Source organism: Achromobacter sp. SIMBA_011 (genome assembly GCF_046535435.1).
Classification (GTDB): Bacteria; Pseudomonadota; Gammaproteobacteria; order Burkholderiales; family Burkholderiaceae_B; genus Achromobacter; species Achromobacter dolens.
On record NZ_JAWRWN010000006.1, the window covers coordinates 205,914 to 230,787 of the forward strand.

21 protein-coding genes are annotated in these 24,874 nt (G+C 68.0%); 17 read left to right on the forward strand and 4 right to left on the reverse strand.

The features are described from left to right. Positions 1-308: 308 nt before the first annotated feature. Entirely contained in the window at positions 309-1,223 is a 915-nt protein-coding gene (rfbD, locus tag SB816_RS20930; protein ID WP_410547471.1) for a dTDP-4-dehydrorhamnose reductase, read from the reverse strand. A 290-nt stretch (positions 1,224-1,513) separates the two neighbouring features. Here rfbD and SB816_RS20935 point away from each other — a divergent pair, with 290 nt between their 5' ends. Then, positions 1,514-2,248, forward strand: coding sequence for a response regulator (locus tag SB816_RS20935; RefSeq protein ID WP_054503862.1), 735 nt, complete (start codon positions 1,514-1,516; stop codon positions 2,246-2,248). Positions 2,249-2,301: 53 nt separating this feature from the next. Here the strand turns inward: SB816_RS20935 and hemN are convergent, their stop codons facing one another. Beyond that, a complete protein-coding gene (gene hemN, locus SB816_RS20940) occupies positions 2,302-3,729 on the reverse strand; it encodes an oxygen-independent coproporphyrinogen III oxidase (RefSeq protein WP_175189103.1) in 1,428 nt (475 codons plus the stop codon). Between the two features lie 98 nt (positions 3,730-3,827). On the opposite strand from hemN, the gene SB816_RS20945 reads away from it, so the two are divergent. Then, complete coding sequence (locus SB816_RS20945) at positions 3,828-4,094, forward strand: hypothetical protein (protein WP_054503863.1); 267 nt, start codon at positions 3,828-3,830, stop codon at positions 4,092-4,094. A gap of 43 nt (positions 4,095-4,137) precedes the next feature. Here SB816_RS20945 and SB816_RS20950 read toward each other — a convergent pair whose 3' ends face one another. Further along, a complete protein-coding gene (locus tag SB816_RS20950) occupies positions 4,138-5,562 on the reverse strand; it encodes a glycosyltransferase family 39 protein (protein ID WP_054503864.1) in 1,425 nt (474 codons plus the stop codon). A gap of 353 nt (positions 5,563-5,915) precedes the next feature. Between SB816_RS20950 and SB816_RS20955 the strand changes: the two genes are divergently transcribed. The 11 genes from SB816_RS20955 to SB816_RS21005 all read left to right on the forward strand — a co-directional run bounded on the left by SB816_RS20955 (position 5,916) and on the right by SB816_RS21005 (position 18,941). Next, positions 5,916-6,653 (forward strand): FadR/GntR family transcriptional regulator, encoded by a 738-nt coding sequence (locus SB816_RS20955; RefSeq protein ID WP_175167670.1) that lies wholly within the window; start codon positions 5,916-5,918, stop codon positions 6,651-6,653. Between the two features lie 95 nt (positions 6,654-6,748). Next, positions 6,749-8,464, forward strand: a complete 1,716-nt coding sequence (locus tag SB816_RS20960) for a thiamine pyrophosphate-binding protein (protein WP_410547472.1) — start codon at positions 6,749-6,751, stop codon at positions 8,462-8,464. A 17-nt stretch (positions 8,465-8,481) separates the two neighbouring features. Next, complete coding sequence (locus SB816_RS20965; RefSeq protein ID WP_064523310.1) at positions 8,482-9,723, forward strand: Zn-dependent hydrolase; 1,242 nt, start codon at positions 8,482-8,484, stop codon at positions 9,721-9,723. A gap of 15 nt (positions 9,724-9,738) precedes the next feature. Continuing rightward, a complete protein-coding gene (locus tag SB816_RS20970; RefSeq protein ID WP_064523307.1) occupies positions 9,739-11,238 on the forward strand; it encodes an aldehyde dehydrogenase in 1,500 nt (499 codons plus the stop codon). A 195-nt stretch (positions 11,239-11,433) separates the two neighbouring features. Further along, the gene (locus SB816_RS20975; RefSeq protein WP_054503869.1) at positions 11,434-13,008 is read left to right on the forward strand and encodes an ABC transporter substrate-binding protein; all 1,575 of its coding nucleotides are present in this window, start codon (positions 11,434-11,436) and stop codon (positions 13,006-13,008) included. 93 nt (positions 13,009-13,101) lie between these two features. Next, the gene (locus SB816_RS20980) at positions 13,102-14,109 is read left to right on the forward strand and encodes an ABC transporter permease (RefSeq protein ID WP_006387978.1); all 1,008 of its coding nucleotides are present in this window, start codon (positions 13,102-13,104) and stop codon (positions 14,107-14,109) included. Continuing rightward, entirely contained in the window at positions 14,106-14,945 is an 840-nt protein-coding gene (locus SB816_RS20985) for an ABC transporter permease (protein WP_006387977.1), read from the forward strand. Before SB816_RS20980 ends, SB816_RS20985 begins: the two co-directional genes overlap by 4 nt. 9 nt (positions 14,946-14,954) lie before the next feature. Next, entirely contained in the window at positions 14,955-16,589 is a 1,635-nt protein-coding gene (locus SB816_RS20990; protein WP_410547473.1) for an ABC transporter ATP-binding protein, read from the forward strand. 51 nt (positions 16,590-16,640) lie between these two features. After that, a complete protein-coding gene (locus tag SB816_RS20995; RefSeq protein WP_269873626.1) occupies positions 16,641-16,961 on the forward strand; it encodes a cupin domain-containing protein in 321 nt (106 codons plus the stop codon). A gap of 16 nt (positions 16,962-16,977) precedes the next feature. Continuing rightward, the gene (locus SB816_RS21000; protein WP_410547474.1) at positions 16,978-18,036 is read left to right on the forward strand and encodes a histone deacetylase family protein; all 1,059 of its coding nucleotides are present in this window, start codon (positions 16,978-16,980) and stop codon (positions 18,034-18,036) included. Between the two features lie 8 nt (positions 18,037-18,044). Continuing rightward, the gene (locus SB816_RS21005; protein WP_054503873.1) at positions 18,045-18,941 is read left to right on the forward strand and encodes a DMT family transporter; all 897 of its coding nucleotides are present in this window, start codon (positions 18,045-18,047) and stop codon (positions 18,939-18,941) included. A gap of 7 nt (positions 18,942-18,948) precedes the next feature. Here SB816_RS21005 and SB816_RS21010 read toward each other — a convergent pair whose 3' ends face one another. After that, on the reverse strand, positions 18,949-19,974 hold the full coding sequence (locus SB816_RS21010) for a LacI family DNA-binding transcriptional regulator (protein ID WP_410547475.1): 1,026 nt from the start codon (positions 19,972-19,974) through the stop codon (positions 18,949-18,951). Positions 19,975-20,104: 130 nt separating this feature from the next. Between SB816_RS21010 and SB816_RS21015 the strand changes: the two genes are divergently transcribed. From SB816_RS21015 to SB816_RS21030, 4 genes are read left to right on the forward strand one after another with little or no spacing between them, the layout of a single operon-like run. Continuing rightward, a complete protein-coding gene (locus SB816_RS21015) occupies positions 20,105-20,647 on the forward strand; it encodes a TRAP transporter small permease (protein ID WP_116793103.1) in 543 nt (180 codons plus the stop codon). A 32-nt stretch (positions 20,648-20,679) separates the two neighbouring features. Continuing rightward, positions 20,680-21,960 (forward strand): TRAP transporter large permease, encoded by a 1,281-nt coding sequence (locus SB816_RS21020; RefSeq protein WP_054503876.1) that lies wholly within the window; start codon positions 20,680-20,682, stop codon positions 21,958-21,960. A gap of 59 nt (positions 21,961-22,019) precedes the next feature. Beyond that, a complete protein-coding gene (locus SB816_RS21025; RefSeq protein WP_269873634.1) occupies positions 22,020-23,036 on the forward strand; it encodes a TRAP transporter substrate-binding protein in 1,017 nt (338 codons plus the stop codon). Positions 23,037-23,090: 54 nt separating this feature from the next. Next, positions 23,091-24,872 carry an IlvD/Edd family dehydratase gene (locus SB816_RS21030; RefSeq protein ID WP_054503878.1) on the forward strand — a complete coding sequence of 594 codons (1,782 nt, stop codon included), beginning with the start codon at positions 23,091-23,093 and terminating at the stop codon, positions 24,870-24,872. Positions 24,873-24,874: the final 2 nt, after the last annotated feature.

Here is a 24,874-nt window from a genome sequence, read left to right on the forward strand (position 1 = left end):
GGTAGCCGCGTTCATTTGGTTGTCTTGCTGAGTCTTACCGCTGACCTGACACGGTGAAACCCGACGCACGAAAAACTAACGCGACATAGGGCGAAAGTTCCGGGTCGTAGTTCGTGCCAGCGGGAAAAACATGGTGCTCGGGCCTTCGGGATTGACTTGCGGTGCGCAGCGCCGGGATAAATGGCGTGCTTATCGTTGCCGATTGTAGCACCCTTTGGGCCTATTTCGTGACATTTGCGCGACAAAAGGGGCGGCTGATGGCGCGAACATGGCCCGTCGGCGAGCGCAGGAGGGAGCAACCGAACCCCTCAGGCCAGGTTGCGGCTGTCGGCGATGGCGGCCAGCGCATGCAGCACGCCCTCTTCCCAGTGCGGCGCGCGCAGCCCGAAGGTGCGCTCCAGCAGGCGGCAGTCCAACCGGGAATTCAGGGGCCGACGCGCCGAGGTGGGATATTGGTCGGACGACACCGCCTGGATATCGCCCGGCGTCAGCGTCACCGCCAGACCGGCGCGCCGGGCCTGCTGCGCGATGAAACAGGCGTATTCGTGCCAACTGGCGTCGCCGGTGGCCGCCATGTGGTACAGGCCGAAGGGAAACTCTCCCCCGGCCGGCCGCGCCAGATAGCGCGCCACGACCTGCGCGGTGGCATCCGCGATGTACGCGGCGCCGGTGGGCGCGCCGCGCTGGTCGCTCACGACGCGCAGCGCTTCCGGCTGGCGCAGCGCCATCAGCATGGTCTTCAGGAAGCTCTTGCCGTACACGCCGTAGACCCACGACGTGCGCAACACCAGGTGGGCCGGGTTCAGCGCCCGCACCGCCTGCTCGCCGGCAAGCTTGCTGCGGCCATAGACGTTCAACGGCGCGGGTTCGTCCCGCTCGTCGTAGACGCCCGCCTTGGCGCCGTCGAACACGTAGTCGGAAGAATAGTGGACGATGAGGGCGCCGCGGTCGGCCGCCAGCGCGGCCAGTTCGCCCGCGGCCTCGGCGTTCACGCGCATGGCGCGTACCGCGTCTTCCTCGGCGCGCTCGACCGCGGTATAGGCGGCCGCGTTGACGATGACGTCAGGCTTCGCGCGCCGCACCAGGCGCGCGATCTGCAGGGGATAGGTCAGGTCGCAGTCGGTCCGCCCGACCGCCGTCACCACGCCCAGCGGAGCGAGGCTGCGCCGCAGCTCGAAGCCGAGCTGGCCGTCCCTGCCGATCACGAGAATTTTACTGGGCATCCGCCGTCCGCCGCCTCGCCAGTCCTGCGCCACGGGCTGGCAACAGGCCGGCCCGGAAATGCTGCGATTTTATGCCTTGCGGGCAAGCCCTCGCGAGGCCGATTTAACGTCGCGCATCGCGACCTCTTGCATCGCTTAGTCTGATTCTCTCTTAGTTTTCGTCTGTATGGCGCCGTAAGACCATAAGCTTCGCACTCGAATTTCGGACTGGTTACGGCGTGTGCGCGGCCCCGCCTCTTGGGCGTCCCCTCTGCGCACCGATGTGTGCCTTTCCATTCTGTGGAGCCTAGATGAATACTCCCTCAGCGCCGGACAACGCCGTCTCGTCCGAGCCGCGATCCCCCGATGCGGTTGACCGCCCCAATTCCCGCAAGCACCTGCTGCTGTCACGCCCGCCCCCCGTCATCCGGGTGGCGATCCTGGACGACCACCCCGTCGTGGCGCTGGGCCTGGGCGCCTACCTCGACGCCCGCCCCGGCTTCCGCGTCATCCACCAGGAAACCTCCGCCCGCCGGCTGCTCGACAAGCTGGCAACCACGCCATGCGACATCGCCCTGATCGACTTCTACCTGCCGCAGGAACCGTGGGACGGCGTCAACTACCTGCGCCGGCTGCGGCGCTACCATCCGAATCTGGCGATCATCACTTTCTCGGCCGGCAACCGCCAGGAAACCCAGTACGCCGCCTTCCGTGCGGGCGCCAACGGCTACCTGGCCAAGCAATGGGGCATGCTGCTGCTGCCCGAGATGATCCACGGCGTCCTCAGCAAGAAGAACCCGTTCCTGTCGGTGCACGAAGGCAAGATCCGGCCAGTGTCGCCGCGGCCGCCGCACGCCTTGCTGACGACGTCGGAAGTTGAAGTGCTGCGTCACATCAGCCAGGGCATGTCGGTCACGCAGATCGCGATGCGCCTGAAGCGCAGCAAGAAGACCGTCAGCACCCATAAGCGCCGCGCGATGCGCAAGCTGCAGCTATCGGACGACCTGGCGCTGGCCCTGTACCTGCGGGAAAAGTTCGCCGAGTAGCAACGTGGCCGACGCGAGGTCGGCCACCGTTTCATGGCGAGGCGCCAGGCGTCTCAGATGATGCGCGAATAGCTGGCGCTGGTGCTGACCGTGCGCAGATAGCCGTCGAACGCCATGGCCACGGCCCTGACGAAGTACCAGCCCAGGCCGGTCACGCGCAGTTCGCCGGCCCGCAGGTTGACCAGGCCGAGCTCGGCCAGGTTGGCCACCTGTGACAGCTCCGGCCCGAAGTAGTCGCCGAACCGCAGGCCATGGCGCGCCTCGACGCGGGCGAAATCCACCCGCCCCTGGCACATGATGTCCATGATGACTTCACGTCGCGCGAGGTCGTCGGCGCTGAGCGCCAGGCCCCGCTCGATGGCGAAGCGGCCGGACTCGATCGCGGCGTAATAGCCGTCCAGGTCCTTGGCGTTCTGGCTGTAGGTGTTGCCGATGCGGCCGATGGCCGATACGCCCAACGCGACCAGGTCGCGGTCGGGCTGGGTGCTGTAGCCCTGGAAGTTTCGGTGCAGCTCGCCGCGCTGCTTGGCGATGGCCAAGGCGTCGGTGTTGAGCGCGAAATGATCCATGCCGATGTAGGTGTAGCCCTGCTTGAGGAAGCCTTCGATGGCGGCGCTCAAGAGGCCGACGCGCGTGGCGCGGTCGGGCAGGTCCAGCGGATTGATGCGGCGCTGCGGCTTGAACCGTTCGGGCAGGTGGGCGTAGGCGTAGAGCGCGATGCGGTCGGGCCGCAGCGCGCTGACCTGCGCGATGGTGCGGGCGAACGATTCGGTGGTCTGCAGCGGCAGGCCATAGATCAGGTCGACGTTGACCGAGGCATAGCCCAGCGTGCGGGCGCTGTGCATCAGGTCGCGCACGTCCTCGAACGACTGCACGCGATGGACCGCCACCTGCACCTTGGCATCGAAATCCTGCACGCCGAAACTGAGCCGGTTGAAACCCAGCTTGCGCAGCCGCTCCAGCCGCTGGGGCGTGGCGGTGCGGGGATCCACCTCGATGGAGATTTCGGCATCGAGCTCGAAGCGGAAGGCGCCGCGCAGGTCCGCCATCAGGCGATCGAGCTCTTCGTCGGACAGGAAGGTGGGCGTGCCCCCGCCGAAATGCAGTTGCGATACCGGCACGCCGGGACCCAGCTCGGCCACGTGCAGCGCGATTTCCCGCGCCAGCGCGTCCAGGTAGCGGGCGGCACGGTCGTGATGGCGGGTCACGACCTTGTTACAGGCACAGTAGTAGCAGACCGAGTCGCAGAACGGGATGTGCACGTAGAGCGACAGCGGCTCGGTCGTACAGGAATCGCGGCGCTGGCGCAGGGCCTGGCGGTACTGCTCGACGCCGAAATCGCCGCGGTAGCGATCCGCCGTGGGATAGGAGGTGTAGCGGGGTCCGTTCTTGTCCAGGCGCGCCAGCAACTGGGGCGGAAAGAAAGGTTCGGCGGCGGCGGCCGCAGGATCGGCGAAGGCTGGGCGTAGGGCGGCTTGCATACCTCGAATTATTCGCCTGTGCCGCCCCACCCGCCTTGATCTTGCGCAAACGCGCCGCCCCGTAGAATGGCGGGATTCTTCATTACAAGGACATCCTCGTGGAAACCGAACTTGACGGCCGCCTGCTCGCCCTGCGGCAGGCGATGGCGATCGCCATCGCCCTCTCCACCCGCGGCAGCCCCCAGGCCACCGACATGGCGCTGGAACTGCTGGGCGACCTGAAGACGAACCTGGACAACGCGCCGTCGGACAGCCCTTTCGAGCAACCCGAATGGGTGCTCGGCGCGCACGACGAACTGGAAGGCATCGCGCGCCTGGTGCGGGCCTTCACGCAGACGCCCGAACCGGACAGCGACGGCGCGTAAGGCCCCCTCCGCCTGACCCTTTCCGCGCCACCTCGCCCCGCGGCTAGCGCTCGGGGCCGGCGCCGCAAGCCGCGGCAGGCGGCTTGACGCGCCAATGCAGATTGGGGAACCCGCCCCCGACCGGCTCGAACCCCTCGGGCGACACCCGCGCCTTGCTCAACTCCAGCGCGCCGCAGTCAGCCACCAGGTGGGCGCCGACCCACGGACTGAATCGCAGTTGCCCGTTGATCAGCACCAGCGGCCTTTCGGGCAGCCGCAGCGACAACGCGCCCGATTCTTCCCAGGGACCGGAAATGACCCGGACCGGCCCGCCCAGCGCGCTCACGGCGCGGTCATGCAGCGCGTCCGCCAACGCCTGCGCATCGAAGTAGCGCCAATCCGTCGGGCGCCGCAGCAGGCCCGCGCCATTGGGCGCCGTCAGTTCCACCCGCAGCATCAGCAGCAACTGGATGACGCTGAACACCAGCGCCACGCGGTACGGCCGGAAGGGCCCGCGCCAGGCCGGGCGCGCCCATTCCATCGCGGCCGGCACAATGAAGAGCAGGAACGGCGTGCCCCAATGCAACTGGATGTGCGATCCCGAGATCAGGGCCATGACGCTGACAAACACCAGCGGGGTCAAACCGAACGACAGCAGCAGGGCGCGCCCCGGATCGCCCGCGACGGCGTCCGGCGGCGCGGCATGGCGTCGTCGCTCGCGGCTGCCCGCCAGCCACAGCACTCCCAGGAACAGCCAGGCCGGCAGGGCCCGGTTCAGCAGTTGATCACCCCACCACTTGGCGACCTCCTGCCCTCGGGCGAGCCACGGCAGGCCAGCCGCCAGCGACGATGACATGGCGTAGTTCAACGGCTCGAAGTCATGATGGATCAGCCAGATCAGATGCGGCGCGAACACCGCCAAAGCGGTCAGGCCCGCCACCTGCAGGCCGAATACGTGCATGGGATCGCGCCACGCCTTGCGGATGCACCAGAACACCAGCACCGCCAGCCCGGCGACCGCGATCTGGTACTTGGCCAGCGCGCCCAGCCCCAGGCAGGCGCCCAGCGCGAGCCACCAGCCGATCTTGCGAGTCGTGTAGGCCTTCCAGCAGGCCAGCGCACAACCGGCCACCAGCGGGATCAGGACGATCTCGTGGTTGTAGAAGTACAGCCGGCCGTTGTAGAAGGTGACGCACAGGCCCGCCAGCGCGGCGGTGGCGGCATGGGCCTCGCCGCGCATGTCGCGCAACAGGCGCCACATCAGCGCGAACGCGCCCAGCGCACAGGCCGCGCCCATGACATACGTGGCCCAGGCGGTCCCACCCAGCAGTTGCACCACCGGCCACAACAGCCAGGTCGGCAGCGGCGGATGCTTGTAGTAACCCCACTCCAGGCTGCGCACCCAGATGAGTTGCTCGATGTTGTCCGTTGGCGGGGCCAGCACGGCCCGGTCCAGCAGCCAAAGCCAGGCACCCGCGAACACCAGCATGCCGATTCCGACCCGCCAAGGATTCGGCTTCCAGGCCTCTTCGCCATTCCGTCGCACGCCACACTCCCCGTCATGGCGTCCGCAAAGCCCCGCCGCCTCGCCCCGGTTTCCGGAACGCAGGGATTATCGGATCCGGACCACGTCACGACGTTGACGATTTGTCCGGCAATTGTTCGAAAACTGTAAAGCGCGGGGCCGGAACCCCATCGCCTAACTGGCCTGACCACCGGATAGGAAGAGGGGGAATCCCTCTGATCGTTTTCCCTCAATAAAGCGATTTTTACTTTTATTTCAAGGACACGATGCCTATATTGGTGGCCTGACCACCAGACCATTCGTACCGCATCACCACGATGAACACCTTCCAAGCCGTTGCCGTCACCCGGCTCTATCGCATGATCGCCGACCAGATCGCCGGACGGATCCGCGCGGGCGATTTTCCGCGCGGGGGCCGGCTGCCGTCGGAGCGCGAGCTGGCCGAGCAATTGCAGGTCAGCCGCGCCTCTATCCGCGAGGCGCTGATCGCCTTGGAAATCGAAGGCTATGTCGAGGTGCGCGTCGGCACCGGCGTGTTCGTCACCGCCACCCGTGAAAGCGCAGCCCTGCCCGCCATGGCCGGCCAGGCCGCGGCGCAGCAGGACGACATCGGCCCCTTCGACCTGCTGGAAGCGCGCATGCTGATCGAACCCGAATGCGCGGCGCTGGCGGCGCAGCAGGGGTCGGCCGCCCAGCTCGCCGCCATCCGCGGCGCCCATGAGGCCATGTCGCTGACGGATGCCCCGGGCTGGCATGACCGCGAGTTCCACGGCGCCATCGCCGCCGCCTGCGGCAATGCGGCGCTGGCCGCATCGGTGGCCCACCTGTGGAACCTGAGCCTGGCCAGCCCGGTGTTCAGCCGCATGCAGGACTACTTCGTCAACACCAAGGTGTGGGCCGTTGCCCACGCCGAGCACCAGCGCATCCTGACCGCCATCCTGGCGCGCGATCCGATCCGCGCGCGCCATGCCATGCATGCGCACCTCATCGGCATCCTCGCCCGTCTGCGGGAAGACTTCGGCGACGACGACGGGAGCATCCGGCCCGATATCTAGGCTCAGCACCGCGACCCGCCGGCGGCGCCGTCCGCCCCCTGCCACGAAACCCAAACCCGCGCCCGGCGCGGGCAGCCCCTCCCGGGAGTGTTTGCATGACGGTTGTATCCCCCCTGCCGCGCAACGGCGGACAGATCCTGATGCAGCAACTGCGCATCCACGGCACGCGCCGCATCTTCATGATTCCAGGCGAGAGCTACCTGCCCTGCATCGATGCGCTGAACGAGCACCGCGGCGCCATCGAGCCGGTGGTATGCCGCCAGGAAAGCGGCGCTGCCTACATGGCCGAGGCCTACGGCAAGCTCACCGGCGAGCCCGGCGTGTGCTTCGTGACCCGTGGCCCGGGCGCCACCAATGCCAGCATCGGCGTGCATACCGCTTTCCAGGATTCGACGCCGATGATCCTGTTCGTCGGCCAGGTCGGCAACGACTTCTACGAACGCGAAGCCTTCCAGGAGATCGACTATCGCCGCATGTTCGGCCAGATGGCCAAGTGGGTGGCGCAGATCGATCGCACCGACCGCATCCCGGAATTCGTGGCGCGCGCCTACGCCACCGCCACCAGCGGCCGCCCCGGCCCGGTGGTGCTGGCGCTGCCGGAAGACACGCTGTGGGGCACGGCGGCGGTGGCCGACATGCCGCGCTACCACCGCGTCGCCGCCGGCCCTGGCAAACCCGACCTGGACCGCATGCGCCAACTGCTGGACCAGGCTGAACGGCCCGTCATGGTGCTGGGCGGCAGCGGCTGGAACGCCGACGCGATCCAGCAGGTCGCCGCTTTCGCCGAACGCTTCGAATTGCCCGTGGCGACCGCCTGGCGCCGGCTCGAGTGCTTTGACCAACGCCATCCCAACGCCGCCGGCCAGATGGGCTGGGGCATGACCGACGCGCTGCGCGCCCGCATCAAGATGGCCGACCTGATCCTGGCGGTCGGCACGCGCCTGGGCGAAGCCACCACCGAGGGCTATCAACTCGTCGAGAGTCCCTTGCCGCGCCAGGCGCTGATCCATGTCTATCCGGACCCCCAGGAGCTGGGCCGCGTCTTCGCGCCGACCCAGGCGATCGTCGCCAGCGTCGCCGGCTTCGCGCAGGCGCTGGCCACGCTGCAACCGGCCCACGCCACGCCGCGCGGCGCCGCGGTGCGCGCGGCCCACGCCGAATACCTGGATTCGCTCGAACCGTTGCCGTCACCCGGCCCGCTGGGCCTGGATGCCGTGGCCGCGCAGGTCAACCAGCGCCTGGCGCCGGACGCCTGCGTCACGGTGGGCGCGGGTAACTACGCGCTGTATCCGCATCGCTATCGCCAGTTCACCGGCCCGGGCACCAGCCTGGCGCCGACCGTGGGGTCGATGGGCTACGGGCTGCCGGCGGCCGTGTCCGCCAAGCTGGAGCACCCCGATAAGACCGTGGTCTGCTACGCCGGCGACGGGTGCTTCCAGATGAACCTGCAGGAACTGGGCGTGGCCCAGCAGTACCGGCTGGGCATCGTGGTGCTGGTGTTCAACAACGGCATGTGGGGCACGATCCGCGCGCATCAGGAGCGCGAATTCCCGGGCCGTCCGATCGCGCTGGATTTCGACAATCCCGATTTCACCCAGATCGTGCGCGGCTATGGCGGCTACGGCGAGGCGGTCGAACGCACCGAGGACTTCGCCGCGGCTCTCGACCGTGCGCTGGCGTACGCCGAGCGCGAACGCCGGCCCGCGCTGCTGGAAATCCGCTACGACGCCGACGGCATCGCCCCCGGCCAGACGCTCACCGCCATCCGCGAGGCCGCGCTGGCGCGCCAGGCCGCCGCATCCACCCACTGACCCGAACGAGGCTCCCCATGACTTCATCCCTGTCCGTCAACGGCAACCGGCTCTGGCAATCCCTGATGGATCTGGCCGAGATCGGCGCCACGCCCAAGGGCGGCAACTGCCGCCTGGCCCTGACCGCGCTCGACGGCCAGGGCCGCGATCTGGTCACCGGCTGGATGCGCGACGCCGGCCTGACGATCCGCGTGGACCAGGTGGGCAATATCTTCGCGCGCCGCGCCGGCCGCAACGACGCGCTGCCCCCGGTGATGACCGGCAGCCACATCGACACGCAGCCCACCGGCGGCAAGTTCGACGGCTGCTTCGGCGTGCTGGCCGGCCTGGAAGTGATGCGCACGCTGAACGATGCCGGCGTGCAGACGGAGGCGCCGCTGGAGCTGGCCATCTGGACCAACGAGGAAGGCTCGCGCTTCGTGCCGGTGATGATGGGGTCGGGCGTGTTCGCCGGCAAGTTCTCGCTGGAGACGGCGCTGAGCGCGCGCGACGCCAAGGGACTGGCGGTGCGCGACGAGCTGCAGGCCATCGGCTACGCGGGCACGGAACCGGTCGGCGGCCGCCCGGTGGATGCCTATTTCGAGGCTCACATCGAGCAGGGTCCGATCCTGGAGCACGAAGAAAAAGTGATCGGCGCGGTGACCGGTTCGCTCGGCCTGCGCTGGTACGACGTCACCGTGACCGGCATGGAGATGCATGCCGGCCCCACGCCCATGGGCATCCGCCGCGACGCGCTGTTCGCCGCCAGCTATCTGCTGCAGGCCGTGGTCAACATCGCCAACGCGCACCAGCCGCACGGGCGCGGCACGGTGGGCGAGATCCATGCCCACCCGGGCTCTCGCAACGTGATTCCGGGCCAGGTGCGCTTCACCACCGACCTGCGCCATGAGGACGAGGCCACGCTCACGCGCATGGACCAGCAATGGCGCGAGGCCTGCCGCGAGATCGCCGACAGGCACGGCGTGCAGGTGGACGTGAAGGACGTGCAGTACTTCCGCCCCACCCCGTTCGATCCCGATCTGGTGGAGAAGGTGCGCCAGGGCGCCGCGCGTCGCGGCCTGCCGGCCATGGACATCGTCACCGGCGCCGGCCACGACGCCGTCTACATGGCGGCGGTGGCGCCCACCGCCATGATCTTCGTGCCGTGCAAGGACGGCATCAGCCACAACGAAATCGAAGACGCGCAGCCCGCGCACCTGGAAGCCGGCTGCAACGTGCTGCTGGACGCCATGGTGGCCCGCGCCAACGCCGCGCGCTGAACCGAGGACCTCGTCATGACCCTGCATACCCTCGACTACTGGCAAGCCCGCGCCGCTGCGCTGACGCTGCGCGGCCAGGCCTACATCGATGGCGCCTACGCCGACGCCGCCGACGGCGCCACCTTCGCGGCAACCAGCCCGATCGACGGCCGCAAGCTGGCCGATGTGGCCGCCTGCGGCAAGGCCGATGTCGACCGCGCCGTGGCGGCCGCCCGCCGCGCCTTCGAGGCCGGCGTCTGGTCCGGCCTGGCGCCGCGCGAGCGCAAGACGCGCCTGGTGCGACTGGCGCAGCTCATCACGGAACACAGCGAAGAGCTGGCGCTGATCGAGACCCTGGACATGGGCAAGCCGATCCGCGACGCGCTGGCCTTCGACCTGCCCGAAACCGCGCATTGCTACGCCTGGTATGGCGAGGCCATCGACAAGCGCTACGACGAGATCGCGCCGACGGGCGGCAATGCCCTGGCCACGGTCACGCGCGAACCGCTCGGCGTGGTGGCCGCCGTGGTTCCCTGGAACTATCCGTTGCTGATGGCGGCCTGGAAGGTCGCGCCGGCACTGGCCGCGGGCAACAGCGTGATCCTCAAGCCGGCCGAGCAGTCGTCGTTGAGCGCATTGCGGCTGGCGGCGCTGGCCGAGCAGGCCGGCATTCCCGCCGGCGTGTTCAATGTGGTGCCCGGCACCGGTCCGGTCGCCGGCAGCGCGCTGGGCCTGCATCCGGACGTGGACTGCGTGGCCTTCACCGGCTCCACCGCGACCGGCAAGCGCTTCATGAGCTACTCGGGCGAATCGAACCTGAAGCGCGTGTGGCTCGAATGCGGCGGCAAGTCTCCCCATATCGTCTTCGAGGACTGCCCCGACCTGGATCGCGCCGCGCTGATCGCCGCGCTGGCGATCTTCTCGAACCAGGGCGAAGTGTGTATCGCCGGCTCGCGCCTCTACGTGCACGACGCCATCTACGACGCCTTCATGGAGAAGGTGGCCAGGCATGCCGCCGAGATGCGGCCGGGTAATCCGCTGGATCCGGCCACGGCGCTGGGCGCCATGGTCGACGAACGCCAGACGCGCTCGGTGATGGCGCGCATCGCGGCTGGCCAGGCCGAGGGCGCGACGCTGCGCATCGGCGGACGCCAGTTGCACACCGACAGCGGCGGCTTCTATATCGAGCCCACCATCTTCGATTGCGCCGACGCCTCCAGCGCGTTGATCCGCGAGGAGATCTTCGGCCCGGTGCTGGCGGCGCAGCGCTTCCGTACGGAAGACGAAGCCATCGCATTGGCCAACGATTCCTCGTACGGCCTGGGCGCCGGCCTGTGGACCGCCAACCTGGGCCGCGCGCATCGCCTGTCGCGCCGCCTGCGCGCCGGCCTGGTGTGGGTCAATTGCTATGCCGACGGCGACATCACGGTCCCGTTCGGCGGTGTCAAGCAGTCGGGCTTCGGCCGCGACAAATCGCTGCACGCGCTGGACAAGTACAGCGACCTGAAAACCACCTGGATCGACATCACCCAATAGCGCGGCCGCCGTGCACCTCGTCTATCGCCGCATTGGTGCGCGGCGCCGTCTCTGCACTCATACGCAGCATTGTTGTAGCAGCTCCACCCCGCAGTTCCCCGAGAAACAGGTGGCACGAGGTTTGCTTGTCATAGCCGGCACACGCCGCGTGACGCGCGGCCACCTGACAACCCTCTTCCAGCCCGGAGGCTCGCAGTGAAATCGAAGACTTGGTTCTCCCTCAGCATCGGCGCCCTGATCCTGGCGGCCGCCTTGCCCGCCACGCAGGCGCTGGCCCAGACCAAGGGCGGCACGCTCAACATGATCGTCCAGCCCGAGCCGCCCGTGATCGTCACGGCCATCAACCAGCAGGGTCCGACGCAGTTCGTCGCCGGCAAGATCTATGAAAGCCTGCTGACCTACACCACCGATCTCAAGCCGCAACCGGGCCTGGCCAAGTCGTGGGAGGCCTCGAGCGACGGCCTGACCTACACCTTCCACCTGCAGGACAACGTCAAGTGGCACGACGGCAAGCCGTTCACCGCCGACGACGTGGTCTTCACCCTGTCGGACATGCTGCCCAAGACCCATGCGCGGGCCCGCGTGATCCTGAACAAGTTCGTCGACTCGGTGCAGGCCACCGATCCGAAGACCGTGGTCATCAAGCTGAAGTCGCCGTTCCCGGCCTTCATGCTGATGTTCGAGCCGGGCTTCGCGCCGATGATGCCCAAGCACATCTACGCCGGCACCGACTACATGACCAACCCGGCCAACCAGAAACCGATCGGCACGGGCCCGTTCATGTTCAAGGAATGGAAGCGCGGCGAATACATCAAGCTGGCGCGCAACCCCGATTACTGGAAACCCGGCAAGCCCTACCTGGATGAGCTGGTGTTCAACGTGATCCCCGACGCGGCCTCGCGCGCGGTGGCGTTCGAACGCGGCAGCGTCGACGTACTGCGCGGCGGCGACGTCGACAACGTCGACATCAAGCGCCTGCGCGCCCTGCCCAAGGTCGAGTACACGACGGCCGGCTGGGAGATGTTCTCGCCCCAGGCCTACCTGATCTTCAACATGCGCAAGCCGCCCTTCGACAACCTGAAGGTGCGCCAGGCGGTGATGGCCGCGATCAACCGCAACATGGTGGTCAACAACATCTTCTTCGGCCTGGGCAAGGTCTCGACCAGCCCGTTCGTGACCACCGAGATGTTCTACGACAAGAACATGCCGCCGATGCCCTTCGACATGAAGAAGGCGCGCGCGCTGATCAAGGAATCGGGCATCAAGCCTGGCGACTACACCATCCGCCAGTTGAGCTTCCCGTACGGCTCGACCTGGGACCGCCTGGGCGAATACACCAAGCAGGCGCTCGAGCAGCTGGGCTTCAAGGTCAACCTGGAATCGACCGATGCCGGCGGCTGGGCCAGCCGCACCGGCAACTGGGACTTCGACCTGACCACCAACTTCACCTACCAGTACGGCGATCCGGCGCTGGGCGTGCAGCGCCTGTACATCTCGTCCAACATCGTCAAGGGATCGCCGTTCGCCAACGTGCAGGGCTACAGCAATCCCGAGACCGACAAGCAGTGGGAAGCCGCCGCGTCCGAGGTCGACCCGGCCAAGCGCCAGGCGCTCTACACGCAGTTGCAGACCACGCTGGTCAATGAAGTCGCCAACGGCTTCCTGGTGGACATGGAGTTCCCCACGCTATATCGCGCCAACGTCAAGAACCTGGTCAAGACGGCCATCGGCCTGAACGAGTCGTTCGACGATGTCTACATCGAGAAGTAAGCGCCGCAAGCCGCAAGCGCAGCCAACCCCGGCTCGCTTGCGGCGCCCGGCCGCGCGACGGACGTCCGCGCCCGTCCACGGAGGACCCAGAGCATGAAATTCCTGTCTTTCCTGGTTTCACGCATCGGCAAGGCCCTGGTGGTCGTGCTGGGCGTGGTCATCATCAATTTCTTCCTGATCCGCCTGGCGCCCGGCGACCCCGCCGCCGTGCTGGCGGGCCAGGCCGGCGCGGGCGATGCCGCCTACGTCGAGCAACTGCGCGTCGCGTTCGGACTGGACAAGCCGGTGCTGACGCAGTTGTTCCTGTACCTGAAGGGCGTGGTCCAGCTCGACCTGGGCTTTTCCTACCGCAACCACGTGCCGGTGCTGGACCTGATCGTCGAACGCCTGCCCGCCACCTTCCTGCTGATGTCGTGCGCCTTCGTCTTTTCGATCGTGCTGGGCGTGCTGCTGGGCGTGGTCGCGGCCAAGGCGCGCTACCGCAACAAGCGCCGCTGGATCGACAGCTCGGTCATGACCGGCGCCCTGCTGCTGTACGCCACGCCGCTGTTCTGGCTGTCGCTGATGGGCATCCTGCTGTTCTCGGTGGTGCTGGGCTGGCTGCCGGCCTTCGGCATGGAAACCGTGGGCGCCGGCCTGACCGGCTGGGCGCGCGCCGCCGACATCGCGCAGCACCTGATCCTGCCGACGGTGACGCTGGGCTGCTTCTTCATGGCGGTGTACGTGCGCCTGACGCGTGCCTCGATGCTGGAGGTGATCGGCATGGACTTCGTCAAGACGGCGCGCGCCAAGGGCGTCAGCCCCGGCCGCGTGATCCGCGCCCACGTGCTGCGCAACGCGCTCTTGCCGGTGATCACCTTCGCCGGCATCCAGCTCGGCCAGATGGCCGGCGGCGCGGTGCTGACCGAGACCGTGTTCGCCTGGCCCGGCATCGGCCGGCTGATGTTCGACGCGCTGCTGCAACGCGACTACCAGCTACTGCTGGGCATTTTCCTGGTGACCTCGATCATGGTGGTGGTATTCAACCTGTTGACCGACGTGCTGTACCGCCTGATCGATCCGCGCATCAGCGCGGGCGCGCAGCAAGGAGCCGCGGCATGAAGCAATTCGCCCGACGCTATATGCGCAACTACGGCGCGGTGGCCGGACTGGCCATCGTGCTGGCCGTGGTCATCGTGGCCCTGGCCGCGCCGCTGCTGTACGAGGATTCGCCCTGGATGATGGTGGCCGATCCGCTGATCCCGCCCTTCACCGACGCCGCCTACCCGTTCGGCACCGACATGCTGGGCCGCGACATTACCGCCGGCCTGGTGTGGGGCGCGCGGGTCTCGCTGATGGTGGGCCTGCTGTCGACCGCCGTGGCCCTGGTGTTCGGCATCGTCGTGGGCGCCATCGCCGGCTACTGCGGCGGCCGCGTCGACGACGCGCTGATGCGCTTCACCGAGTTCTTCCAGACCATCCCGCAACTGGCGATGGCGGTGGTGCTGGTGGCGATCCTCGGGCCCTCGATGTATTCCATCATGGGCGCGATCGCGGTGGTGTCCTGGCCGCCGGCGGCGCGGCTGGTTCGATCCGAGTTCATGACGCTCAAGCAGCGCGAATTCGTGCAGGCCGCCATCGTCATCGGCCAGACGCCGGCGCGCATCGTCGGCACGCAGATCCTGCCGAACGCCATGTCGCCCATCATCGTCTCGGCCTCGTTCATGGTGGCCACCGCCATCCTGACCGAATCGTCGCTGTCCTTCCTGGGGCTGGGCGACCGCAACGAGATGAGCTGGGGCTTCATGATCGGCGCGGCCCGCACCATGATCCGCGAAGCCTGGTGGATGAGCGTATGGCCGGGCGTGGCCATCCTGCTGACCGTGCTGGCCATCAACCTGATCGGCGAAGGCCTGAACGACGCCCTCAACCCGCAACTGCGCAAGCGCGGCGAATAGGAGACCGGCATGAACGCTTCCCCGCCCCTGCTGTCCATCCAGAACCTCAGCATCGCCCTGCCCCGCGGCGGCGACCGTCCGTTCGCGGTGCAGGACGTGTCATACGACATCCACGCCGGCGAGATCCTCTGCATCGTCGGCGAGTCCGGCTCGGGCAAGTCCATGAGCGCCAACGCCATCATGGGCCTGCTGCCCGACTACCTGACGCCGCAACAGGGCCGCATCCTGTTCCGCGGCACCGACCTGCTGCGCCAGGACGAAGCCACGCTGCAGGGCATGCGCGGCAAGGACATGGCCATGATCTTCCAGGAACCGCTATCGGCGCTGAATCCGCTGATGACGGTGGGCGAACAGATCAACGAGGTCATGCGCGTCCACAACGCCTACCCCGGTCCGGAACGCATGCGGCGCACGCTGGAACTGCTGGCCTTCGTCGGCCTGCCGGATCCGGCCACGCTCTACCACGTGTACCCCTTCCGCCTGTCGGGCGGCCAGCGCCAGCGCGTCATGATCGCCATGGCGCTGGCGCTGGAACCGGCGCTGCTGATCGCCGACGAGCCGACCACCGCGCTGGACGTCACCACCCAGGCCCAGATCCTGGCGCTGATCGCCCGCATCCAGAAGGAAAAGGGCATGGGCGTGATGTTCGTCACCCATGATTTCGGCGTGGTGGCCGAGATCGCGCACCGGGTGGCGGTGATGGAAAAAGGCGTGCTGGTCGAACAGGGCCCGGCCGAGGAGGTGCTGAACCGCCCGCGCCATCCCTACACCCAGCGCCTGATCGCGGCGGTGCCGCACCGGCGCAGCGAGGAACGCGCCGCCGCCACGCCGGAACAACCGGTGCTGGAGGTGAAGGACCTGAGAAAGACCTACGTCGTCGGCCATGGCTGGCTGGGCGGCAAGCGCGAGGTGCATGCGGTCGACGGCGTCAGCTTCAGCGTGCGGCGCGGCGAGACGCTGGGCATCGTCGGCGAGTCCGGCTCGGGCAAGTCGACCATCGGCAAGTGCTTGCTCAAGCTGGTCGGCATCAACGGCGGCCAGTTGATCTTCAATGGCCAGGACATCGCCGCCATGCCGGAGTCGCGCTTCCGGCCGCTGCGAAAGGACATCCAGATGATCTTCCAGGATCCCTTCGCGTCGCTCAACCCGCGCCATACCGTGGGCCGCATCATCAGCGACGGCCCGGTCGCCAACGGCGTGCCGCGCGCCCAGGCCGAGGCTCGCGTGCGCGAGCTGCTGTCGCTGGTGGGTCTGGACCCGTCGGCGTTCGACCGCTACCCCAACCAGTTCTCGGGCGGCCAGCGCCAGCGCATCGGCATCGCCCGCGCCCTGGCGCTGGAGCCCAAGGTGCTGGTGGCCGACGAATCGGTGTCGGCGCTGGACGTGTCGGTGCAGGCGCAGGTGCTGCAACTGCTGCACGACCTGCAGCAGCGGCTGAAGATCGCGCTGGTGTTCATCACCCACGACCTGCGCGTGGCCGCCCAGATCTGCAATTCGGTGCTGGTCATGCACCGGGGCAAAGTGGTGGAATACGGATCGCCCAGCCAGATCTTCGACAACCCGCAGCACGCCTACACGCAACAACTCATCGCCGCCGTGCCTGGCCAGCACTGGGATCCGACCCAGGCGCAGGCCGCGGCGTGAACCGCATGACCCGCCGCGACGCTCGCGGCACACCCCAACCAGGAGACTCGCATGCAACGCCCGCCCGCCGTGCCCACCGTCCAGATCGACAACGAGCAGGTCACCGTCACCGAATGGCGCTTTCCGCCCGGCGGTGAAACCGGCTGGCACCGCCACGGCATGAACTACGTGGTGGTGCCGCAGACCACCGGCCCGCTGCTGCTGGACACGCCCAACGGCCAGGTCACCAGCCAGCTCACCACCGGCGTGTCCTACTACCGGCCGGTGGGCGTGGAGCACAACGTCATCAACCCGGGCGACACCGAATTCGTGTTCGTCGAGATCGAGATCAAGCAGCCGGGGCAAGCCCCCGCCGGCGGCTGCTCGCACTGACGCGCAAAGGAACACCATGAAGGCGTTTTTCTCGGAAGAACAACTGCTGCACACCCCCCAGCAGTTCATGCGGCTGGGCCGCATCAGCGCCCCCACCGACCTGCCCTCTCGCGCCCACAGCCTGCAAGGCGCGCTGGCCGCCCGCGGCATCGCGGTCGAGACGCCGCCCGACTACGGCCGCCAGCCGCTCGAGGCCATCCACAGCGCGGACTACCTGGACTACCTGGAAACCGCCTTCGCCCGCTGGCAGGCGCTCAAGGCCCCGGGCGTCGACCCCGGCCCCGAAGTGCTGCCGAACCTGTCGCCCTACTACAGCGGCCGCGTCGAAGCGGCCGGGCGCGGCCCCTGCCCGTCGCCGTCGATCGTGGCGCAGACCGGCTACTACCTGAGCGACCTGTCCTGCCCTATCGGCCCGCACACCTGGCGCTCGGCGTTGCGCTCCACCCACAGCGCGGTGGCCGCGGCCGAGCACGTGGCCGCCAACGGCGGCGCGGCCTATGCCCTGTGCCGGCCATCGGGCCATCACGCCCATCGCGACCGCGCCGGCGGCTTCTGCTACCTGAACAGCAGCGCGGCCGCCGCCGCCCGGCTGTTGCAGAGCTGGTCCAAAGTGGCGGTGCTGGACGTCGACGCGCACCATGGCGACGGCACCCAGAACATCTTCTACCAGCGCGCCGACGTCATGACGGTGTCGCTGCATGCCGATCCCGCCGGCTACTACCCGTTCTACACCGGCTATGCGCACGAACGCGGCCACGGCGCCGGCGAAGGCTGCAATCTCAACCTGCCGCTGCCTCACGGCGCCGGCAACGACCCGTTCCTGCGGGCGCTGGACACGGCGCTGGCGGCGCTGGCCGGCTACGGGCCGCAGGCGCTGGTGCTGGCGCTGGGGTTCGACACTTACAAGGACGATCCCATCAGCGTCCTGAAACTGGACATCGACGCCTACCGCGACATCGGCGCGCGCGTGGCCAGCCTGGGCGTGCCCACGGTGGTGGTGCAGGAAGGCGGCTACATGGTGCAGGCCATCGGCCCGGCGCTGGACGCATTCCTGCAAGGCCTGGCCCGCGCCTGAACCCCGCCATGGCCATCACCTCCGCCACGGCGCCCGGCGCCATCCCGGCCGCCGGTTCACGGCGGGCCGGCATCCTGCTGTTCTTCGCGGCGCTGGTGGCCTTCGCCACTTTCGACGCCGGCTCCAAGCAGATGCTGATGCGCTACCCGGCGCCGTTCCTGAACATCATGCGCTATCTCGCCGTGGCGACGCTGGCGCTGGGGCTGCTGTGGCGCCATGGCTGGCCCGACCTGCGCGCCGCGCCGCAAAAGCCCCTGCTGATCCTGCGCGGCCTGATGCTGGCCACCGTCGGCACCTGCTTCATGACGGCGCTGATCTGGATGCCGCTGTCCGAGGCCACGGCGATCTACTTCACCTCGCCCCTCATCATGGTCGCGCTGTCGCCCTGGCTGCTGGGCGAACGGGTGCGGCCGGTGCAATGGATGGCGGTGGCGGCCGGCTTCGCCGGCATGCTGCTGATCGTGCGGCCGGGCGCCGATCTGCCTGCGCTGGGCACGCTGCTGATGGCGGTCTCGGCGATCAGCTACGCCATCTTCCAGGTGCTGACCCGCAAGCTGTCTGGCAAGGTGGCCGGACCGGTGCAATACGCCTACACCGCCTTCATCTGCCTGATTGTCACCGCCCTGCCCGCGCCGTTCTTCCTGCCGGACCCCTGGCCCGACCTGACGGACATGGCCTTGATCGTGGGCCTGGGCGCCTGCAGCGGACTGGCGCAGATCCTGCTCATTGCCGCGTTCCAACGCGTCGCGGCGGCCACGCTGGCGCCGCTGAACTACTTCCAATTGCTGCTGGCGGTGGCCTTCAGCACCTTCTGGTTCCAGCGTCCGCCCGACGCGCTGGCGCTGACCGGCATCGCCATGATCATGGCGTCCGGCGTGTTCCTGGCGCTGCGCCGCGCCGGCTGAGGCGGAATCAGGTGGTTTCGCGCCGCACCAGCGTGAAGCCCAGGTCGATGTGGGGTTGCTCGATGGGCTGGCCGGCCAGGTGGCGCATCAGCAAGAGCGCCGCCTCGCGGCCGATCTCGTAGCGCGGCGTGGCGATGGTCGACAGCGGCGGCGTGGTCCAGGCCGTGCCCGCGAAATCGTGGAAGCCGACCAGCGCCATCTGGTCCGGCACGCTCACGCCCAGGCGGCCGCACTGGAACACCGCGCCCTGCGCCAGGTCGTCATTGCAGAAAAACACCGCGTCGCAATCGGGATGTCCGGCCAGCAGCGTTTCCAGCAGCGCCGCCCCCAGCGCGATCGACGACTTCTCGGGCGTCATGATCTCCAGCGCCGGATCGTACAGGCCGGCGTCGCGCAACGCCTGGCGGCAGCCTTCGCAGCGCCGCAGCGAGCGCGGATCGAGCTGGGCGCCGACGATGCCGATGCGCTTGCGGCCGCGTTCGACCAGGTGGCGGCCGGCGGCATAGCCAGACTCGAACTGAGAAAACCCGACGCTCATGCCATCGCTGCCTTCGAGCGTCTCGATGGTGTGGACCGTGGGCATGCCCTGCGCCCGCAGCAGTTCCCAAACCCCCGGGTTGTGGTCGATGCCGGTCAGGATCAGGCCATCGGGCAGGTGCTGCAGGTACTTGCGCAGCAGCGCCTCCTCGGCATCGGGCGAATACCCGGTGACGCCGATCAGCAGGTGGTAGCCCTGCTCGTCCAGCACTTCCTTGATGCCGCTGATGATGTCGACGAACACCACGTTGCTCAATGACGGGATCAGCACCACGATGGTCTGCGAGCGCGCCGACGCCAGCGCACTGGCCGCGTGGTTGGGCACGTAACCGAGTTCCTGGCAGACCTCGGCGATGCGCTGGCGCACGGCCTCGGCCACCTTGTCGGGGGTGCGCAAGGCGCGCGACACGGTGATCGCGCTGACCCCGGCACGGCGCGCGACCTCTTGCATGGTCACGCGCCCGGCGCGGGTGCTGCGGGGCTTTCGGATGGACATCGGCCGTTCTGAGCGGTTGGCGAGCACGTAGTCTGACCTAAAGATCGGGGCTTGCCAAACCAAAAATGTTAGCGCTAACATCAGCCTCGCGATATCCATAAGAATTCCGGAAAACGGAGAGGAGACAAGCATGCATGGTTCCCCCAAGGGGCGGCCCGGCGTCGCCCCGTTGGCGCGCGCGGCCGACTGGTGCGCCAGGTTGCAGACCTGGCTGATGGCCGCCTGCCTGGTGGTCATGGTGGTGTTGCTGTTCGGCAATGTCGCCATGCGCTACCTGTTCAATTCCGGTATCAACGTGTCCGACGAAATCTCCCGCCTGGCCTTCGTCTGGATGATCTTCCTGGGTTCGGTGCTGGCGTTGCGCGACCACCAGCACATCGGCGTCACGATGCTGGTGGACCGCTTCGGCCCCGCCGCCCGCCGTGTCTCGCACGTCGTCTGCCAATTGCTGGTGCTGTGGATGCTGTGGCTGCTGGCCGATGGCGGCTGGGCACAGACCGTGATCGGCCTGGACACCCGCCTGCCGGTGACCGGGATGCCACTGGCGGTATTCAACGCCGCCGCGCTCTATGCGGCCGTCGCGATGGGGCTGTTGACCCTGGTCGACCTGATCCGCGTGCTGGCCGGGGGCCCGTTGCCCGCCGAATCCAGCCCCGAAGACCCGCTGGTCTGACCCTTCCCCGCCCCTCGCTCGGACCCGCCCACATGATCCTGACCGTCTTCCTGCTGGTGCTGCTCGGCTTCATCGCCCTGGGCATGCCGATCGCGTTCGCGCTGCTATTGAGCGCGATCGCCATGATGTTCCAACTCGATTTCTTCGACACCCAGATCCTGGCGCAGAACATGCTGTCGGGCGCCAACAGCTTCACGCTGATGGCGGTGCCGCTGTTCATGCTGGCCGGCGAACTGATGAACGCCGGCGGCATCTCGCGCCGCATCGTCAACCTGGCCAGCATGTTCGTCGGCCATATCCAGGGCGGGCTGGGCTACGTCGCGATCTTCGCCAGCGTGCTGCTGGCGGCGCTTTCCGGCTCGGCCGTGGCCGACGCCGCCGCGCTCGGATCGCTGCTGATCCCGATGCTGCGCGAGAAAGGCTACGACGCCGGCCAGGCCTCGGGGCTGATTGCCGCAGGCGGCATCATCGCGCCGATCATCCCGCCGTCGATCTCGTTCATCATCTTCGGCGTCGCCACCAACGTCTCCATCACCAAGCTGTTCTTCGCCGGCATCGCCCCCGGCCTGATGATGGGCATGACACTGGTGGCGGTGTGGACCTGGGTGGCGCGCAAGCACGGCGCCATCAAGCCCGCGCCGCGCCAGCCCTGGAGCGCCCGGCTGCGGGCGCTGCGCGAATCGGCCTGGGCGCTGCTGCTGCCCGTCATCATCATCGGCGGCCTGCGCGGCGGCATCTTCACCCCCACCGAAGCGGCGGTGGTGGCCGCCGTCTACGCGCTGCTGATCAGCCTGTTCGTCTATCGCGAGATCGGCCTGCGCCACCTGCTGCCGCTGTTCATCAACGCCGCCCGCACCACCGCCGTGGTCATGTTCCTGGTGGCCGCCGCCATGGTGTCGTCCTACATGATCACCCTGGCCGACATGCCGCAGGACCTGATCGCGCTGCTGGAACCGGTGCTGGACCATCCCAAGCTGCTGATGTTCGCGCTGCTGGTGCTGCTGACACTGGTCGGCACGGTCATGGACCTGACGCCCACCATCCTGATCCTGGCGCCGGTGCTCATGCCGGTCGTCACCCAGGCCGGCATCGACCCGGTGTATTTCGGCGTCATGTTCGTCATGGTGGGCTGCGTCGGCCTGCTCACGCCGCCGGTCGGCACGGTGCTCAACGTGGTCTGCGGCGTCGCCCGCATCAACATGGAAACCATCTGCAGGGGCGTGTGGCGCTACGTCGTGGCCTACACGCTGCTGCTGGTACTGCTGGTGATCTTCCCCGAACTGATCACCGTCCCCGCGAGCTGGATGCACTGAGGCCCGTACACAGAGGCGCCGACCCGGCGCCATTCAGAAGAAGCCAAGGAGGAACAACCATGAACATCCGTTTCAAGACCCGCCTCGTCGTGCTCGCCACGGCGCTGTCCTGCGCCTTCGCCGGGGCCGCCGCGGCCGCCGACGTCAAGCCGCGCCTGATCCGCTTCGGCTACGGCCTGAACGAGGACAGCGTGCAGGGCCGCGCCGCGCGCCATCTGGCGCAGGAGCTGGAGAAGATCAGCGGCGGCAAGCTCAAGATGAAGACCTTCGGCTCGGCCAACCTCGGCTCGGACGAACAGATGCAGGGCGCGCTGGTCGGCGGCGCGCAGGAAATGATGGTCGGCTCCACCGCGCCGCTGGCCGGCATGGTCAAGGAATTTGGCGTGTTCGACCTGCCGTTCCTGTTCAACAGCGAAAAGGAAGCCGATGCGGTGCTCGATGGGCAGCTTGGGCAGGACCTGCTCAAGAAGCTGGAAGCCAAGGGCCTGGTGGGGCTGGTGTATTGGGAAAACGGCTTTCGCAACATGACCAACTCCAAGCACCCCATCGTGCGCGCCGAGGACATGCAAGGCATCAAACTGCGCGTGATGCAGAACCAGATCGCGCTGGGCGTCTTCAACACCCTGGGCGCGAACGCGGTGCCGATGCCGTTCTCGGAATTGTTCACGGCGCTGGAAACGCGCACGGTCGATGGCCAGGAAAACCCCATCACCACCATCCAGAGCAGCAAGTTCTACGAGGTGCAGCCCTACCTGACCATCACCCGCCACGTCTACACGCCCTGGGTGGTGATGGCCTCCAAGAAATGGTGGGACAAGCTGTCGCCCGACGAACAAAAGCTGGTGCGCCAGGCCGCCGAGGCCTCGCGCGATTTCGAGCGCAAGGACAGCCGCGCCGATTCGCTCAAGGCGATGGGCACGCTGGAACAGGCCGGCATGAAGATCAACACCGTGTCGCCCGAGGAGGTGGCGCGGATGCGCGAGAAGGTGCAGCCCGTGGTCGACAAGTACACCCAGGAACTCGGCCCGGACCTGGTCCGGCAACTGAACACCGAGATCAGCAAGGCACGCAATTAGGTCCCCGGCGTGCCCTCCGGCGCGCCACGCATCACCGAAGCACACGAGGCACCCATGACCGACACTCCCCGCAAGCTGCGCAGCCAGAAATGGTTCGACGATCCCGCCCACGCCGACATGACGGCGATCTACGTCGAGCGCTACCTGAACTACGGCCTGACGCGCCAGGAACTGCAATCGGGCCGCCCCATCATCGGCATCGCCCAGACCGGCAGCGACCTGGCGCCCTGCAACCGCCACCACCTGGCGCTGGCGGAGCGCGTCAAGGCCGGCATCCGCGACGCCGGCGGCATCCCGATGGAGTTCCCGGTGCATCCGCTGGCCGAACAGGGCCGGCGCCCGACCGCGGCGCTGGACCGCAACCTGGCCTACCTGGGCCTGGTCGAGATCCTGCACGGCTATCCGCTGGACGGCGTGGTGCTGACCACCGGCTGCGACAAGACCACGCCCGCCTGCCTGATGGCGGCGGCCACCGTCGACATTCCCGCCATCGTGCTGTCGGGCGGCCCCATGCTGGACGGCTGGCACGACGGCCAACGGGTCGGCTCCGGCACGGTCATCTGGCACGCCCGCAACCTGATGGCGGCGGGCAAGCTGGACTACGAGGGCTTCATGACGCTGGCCACGGCGTCTTCGCCGTCGGTGGGCCACTGCAACACCATGGGCACTGCGCTGTCCATGAACTCGCTGGCCGAGGCGCTGGGCATGTCGCTGCCCACCTGCGCCAGCATCCCGGCGCCCTATCGCGAACGCGGTCAGATGGCCTACGCCACCGGCCTGCGCATCTGCGACATGGTGCGCGAGGACTTGCGCCCGTCCCATATCCTGACGCGCGAGGCCTTCGAAAACGCGATTGTCGTGGCCTCGGCGCTGGGCGCGTCCAGCAACTGTCCGCCGCACCTGATCGCCATGGCGCGCCATGCCGGCATCGACCTGAGCCTGGACGACTGGCAGCGGCTGGGCGAAGACGTGCCGCTCCTGGTGAACTGCGTGCCCGCCGGCGAACACCTGGGCGAAGGCTTCCACCGCGCCGGCGGCGTCCCCGCCGTGATGCACGAATTGCTGGTCGCCGGCCGCCTGCACGCCGAATGCGCCACCGTGTCCGGCAAGACCATGGGCGAAATCGCGGCCAACGCCAAGACGCACGACACGGACGTCATCCGTGGCTGCGACGCGCCCCTCAAGCATCGCGCCGGCTTCATCGTGCTTTCCGGCAATTTCTTCGACAGCGCGGTCATCAAGATGTCGGTGGTGGGCGAAGCGTTCCGCCGTGCCTATCTGTCCGCGCCCGGCGACGAGAACGCCTTCGAGGCGCGCGCCATCGTGTTCGAGGGCCCGGAGGATTACCACGCGCGCATCGAGGACCCCGCGCTGAACATCGACGAACACTGCATTCTGGTCATCCGCGGCGCCGGCACGGTTGGCTACCCCGGCAGCGCCGAAGTCGTCAACATGGCGCCGCCCTCGCACCTGATCAAGCGCGGCATCGACTCACTGCCCTGCCTGGGCGATGGCCGCCAGAGCGGCACCTCGGCCAGCCCGTCGATCCTGAACATGTCGCCCGAGGCCGCGGTGGGCGGCGGCCTGGCCCTGCTGCGCACCGGCGACCGCATCCGCGTCGACCTGAACCAGCGCAGCGTGATCGCGCTGGTGGACGAGGCCGAAATGGAACGGCGCCGGCAGGACCCGCCCTATCAGCCGCCAGCGGCACAGACGCCGTGGCAGGAACTCTACCGGCAACTGGTGGGCCAGTTGTCCACCGGCGGCTGCCTGGAGCCGGCGACGCTGTACCTGAAGGTGGTCGAGACCCGCGGCGACCCGCGCCACTCGCACTGACA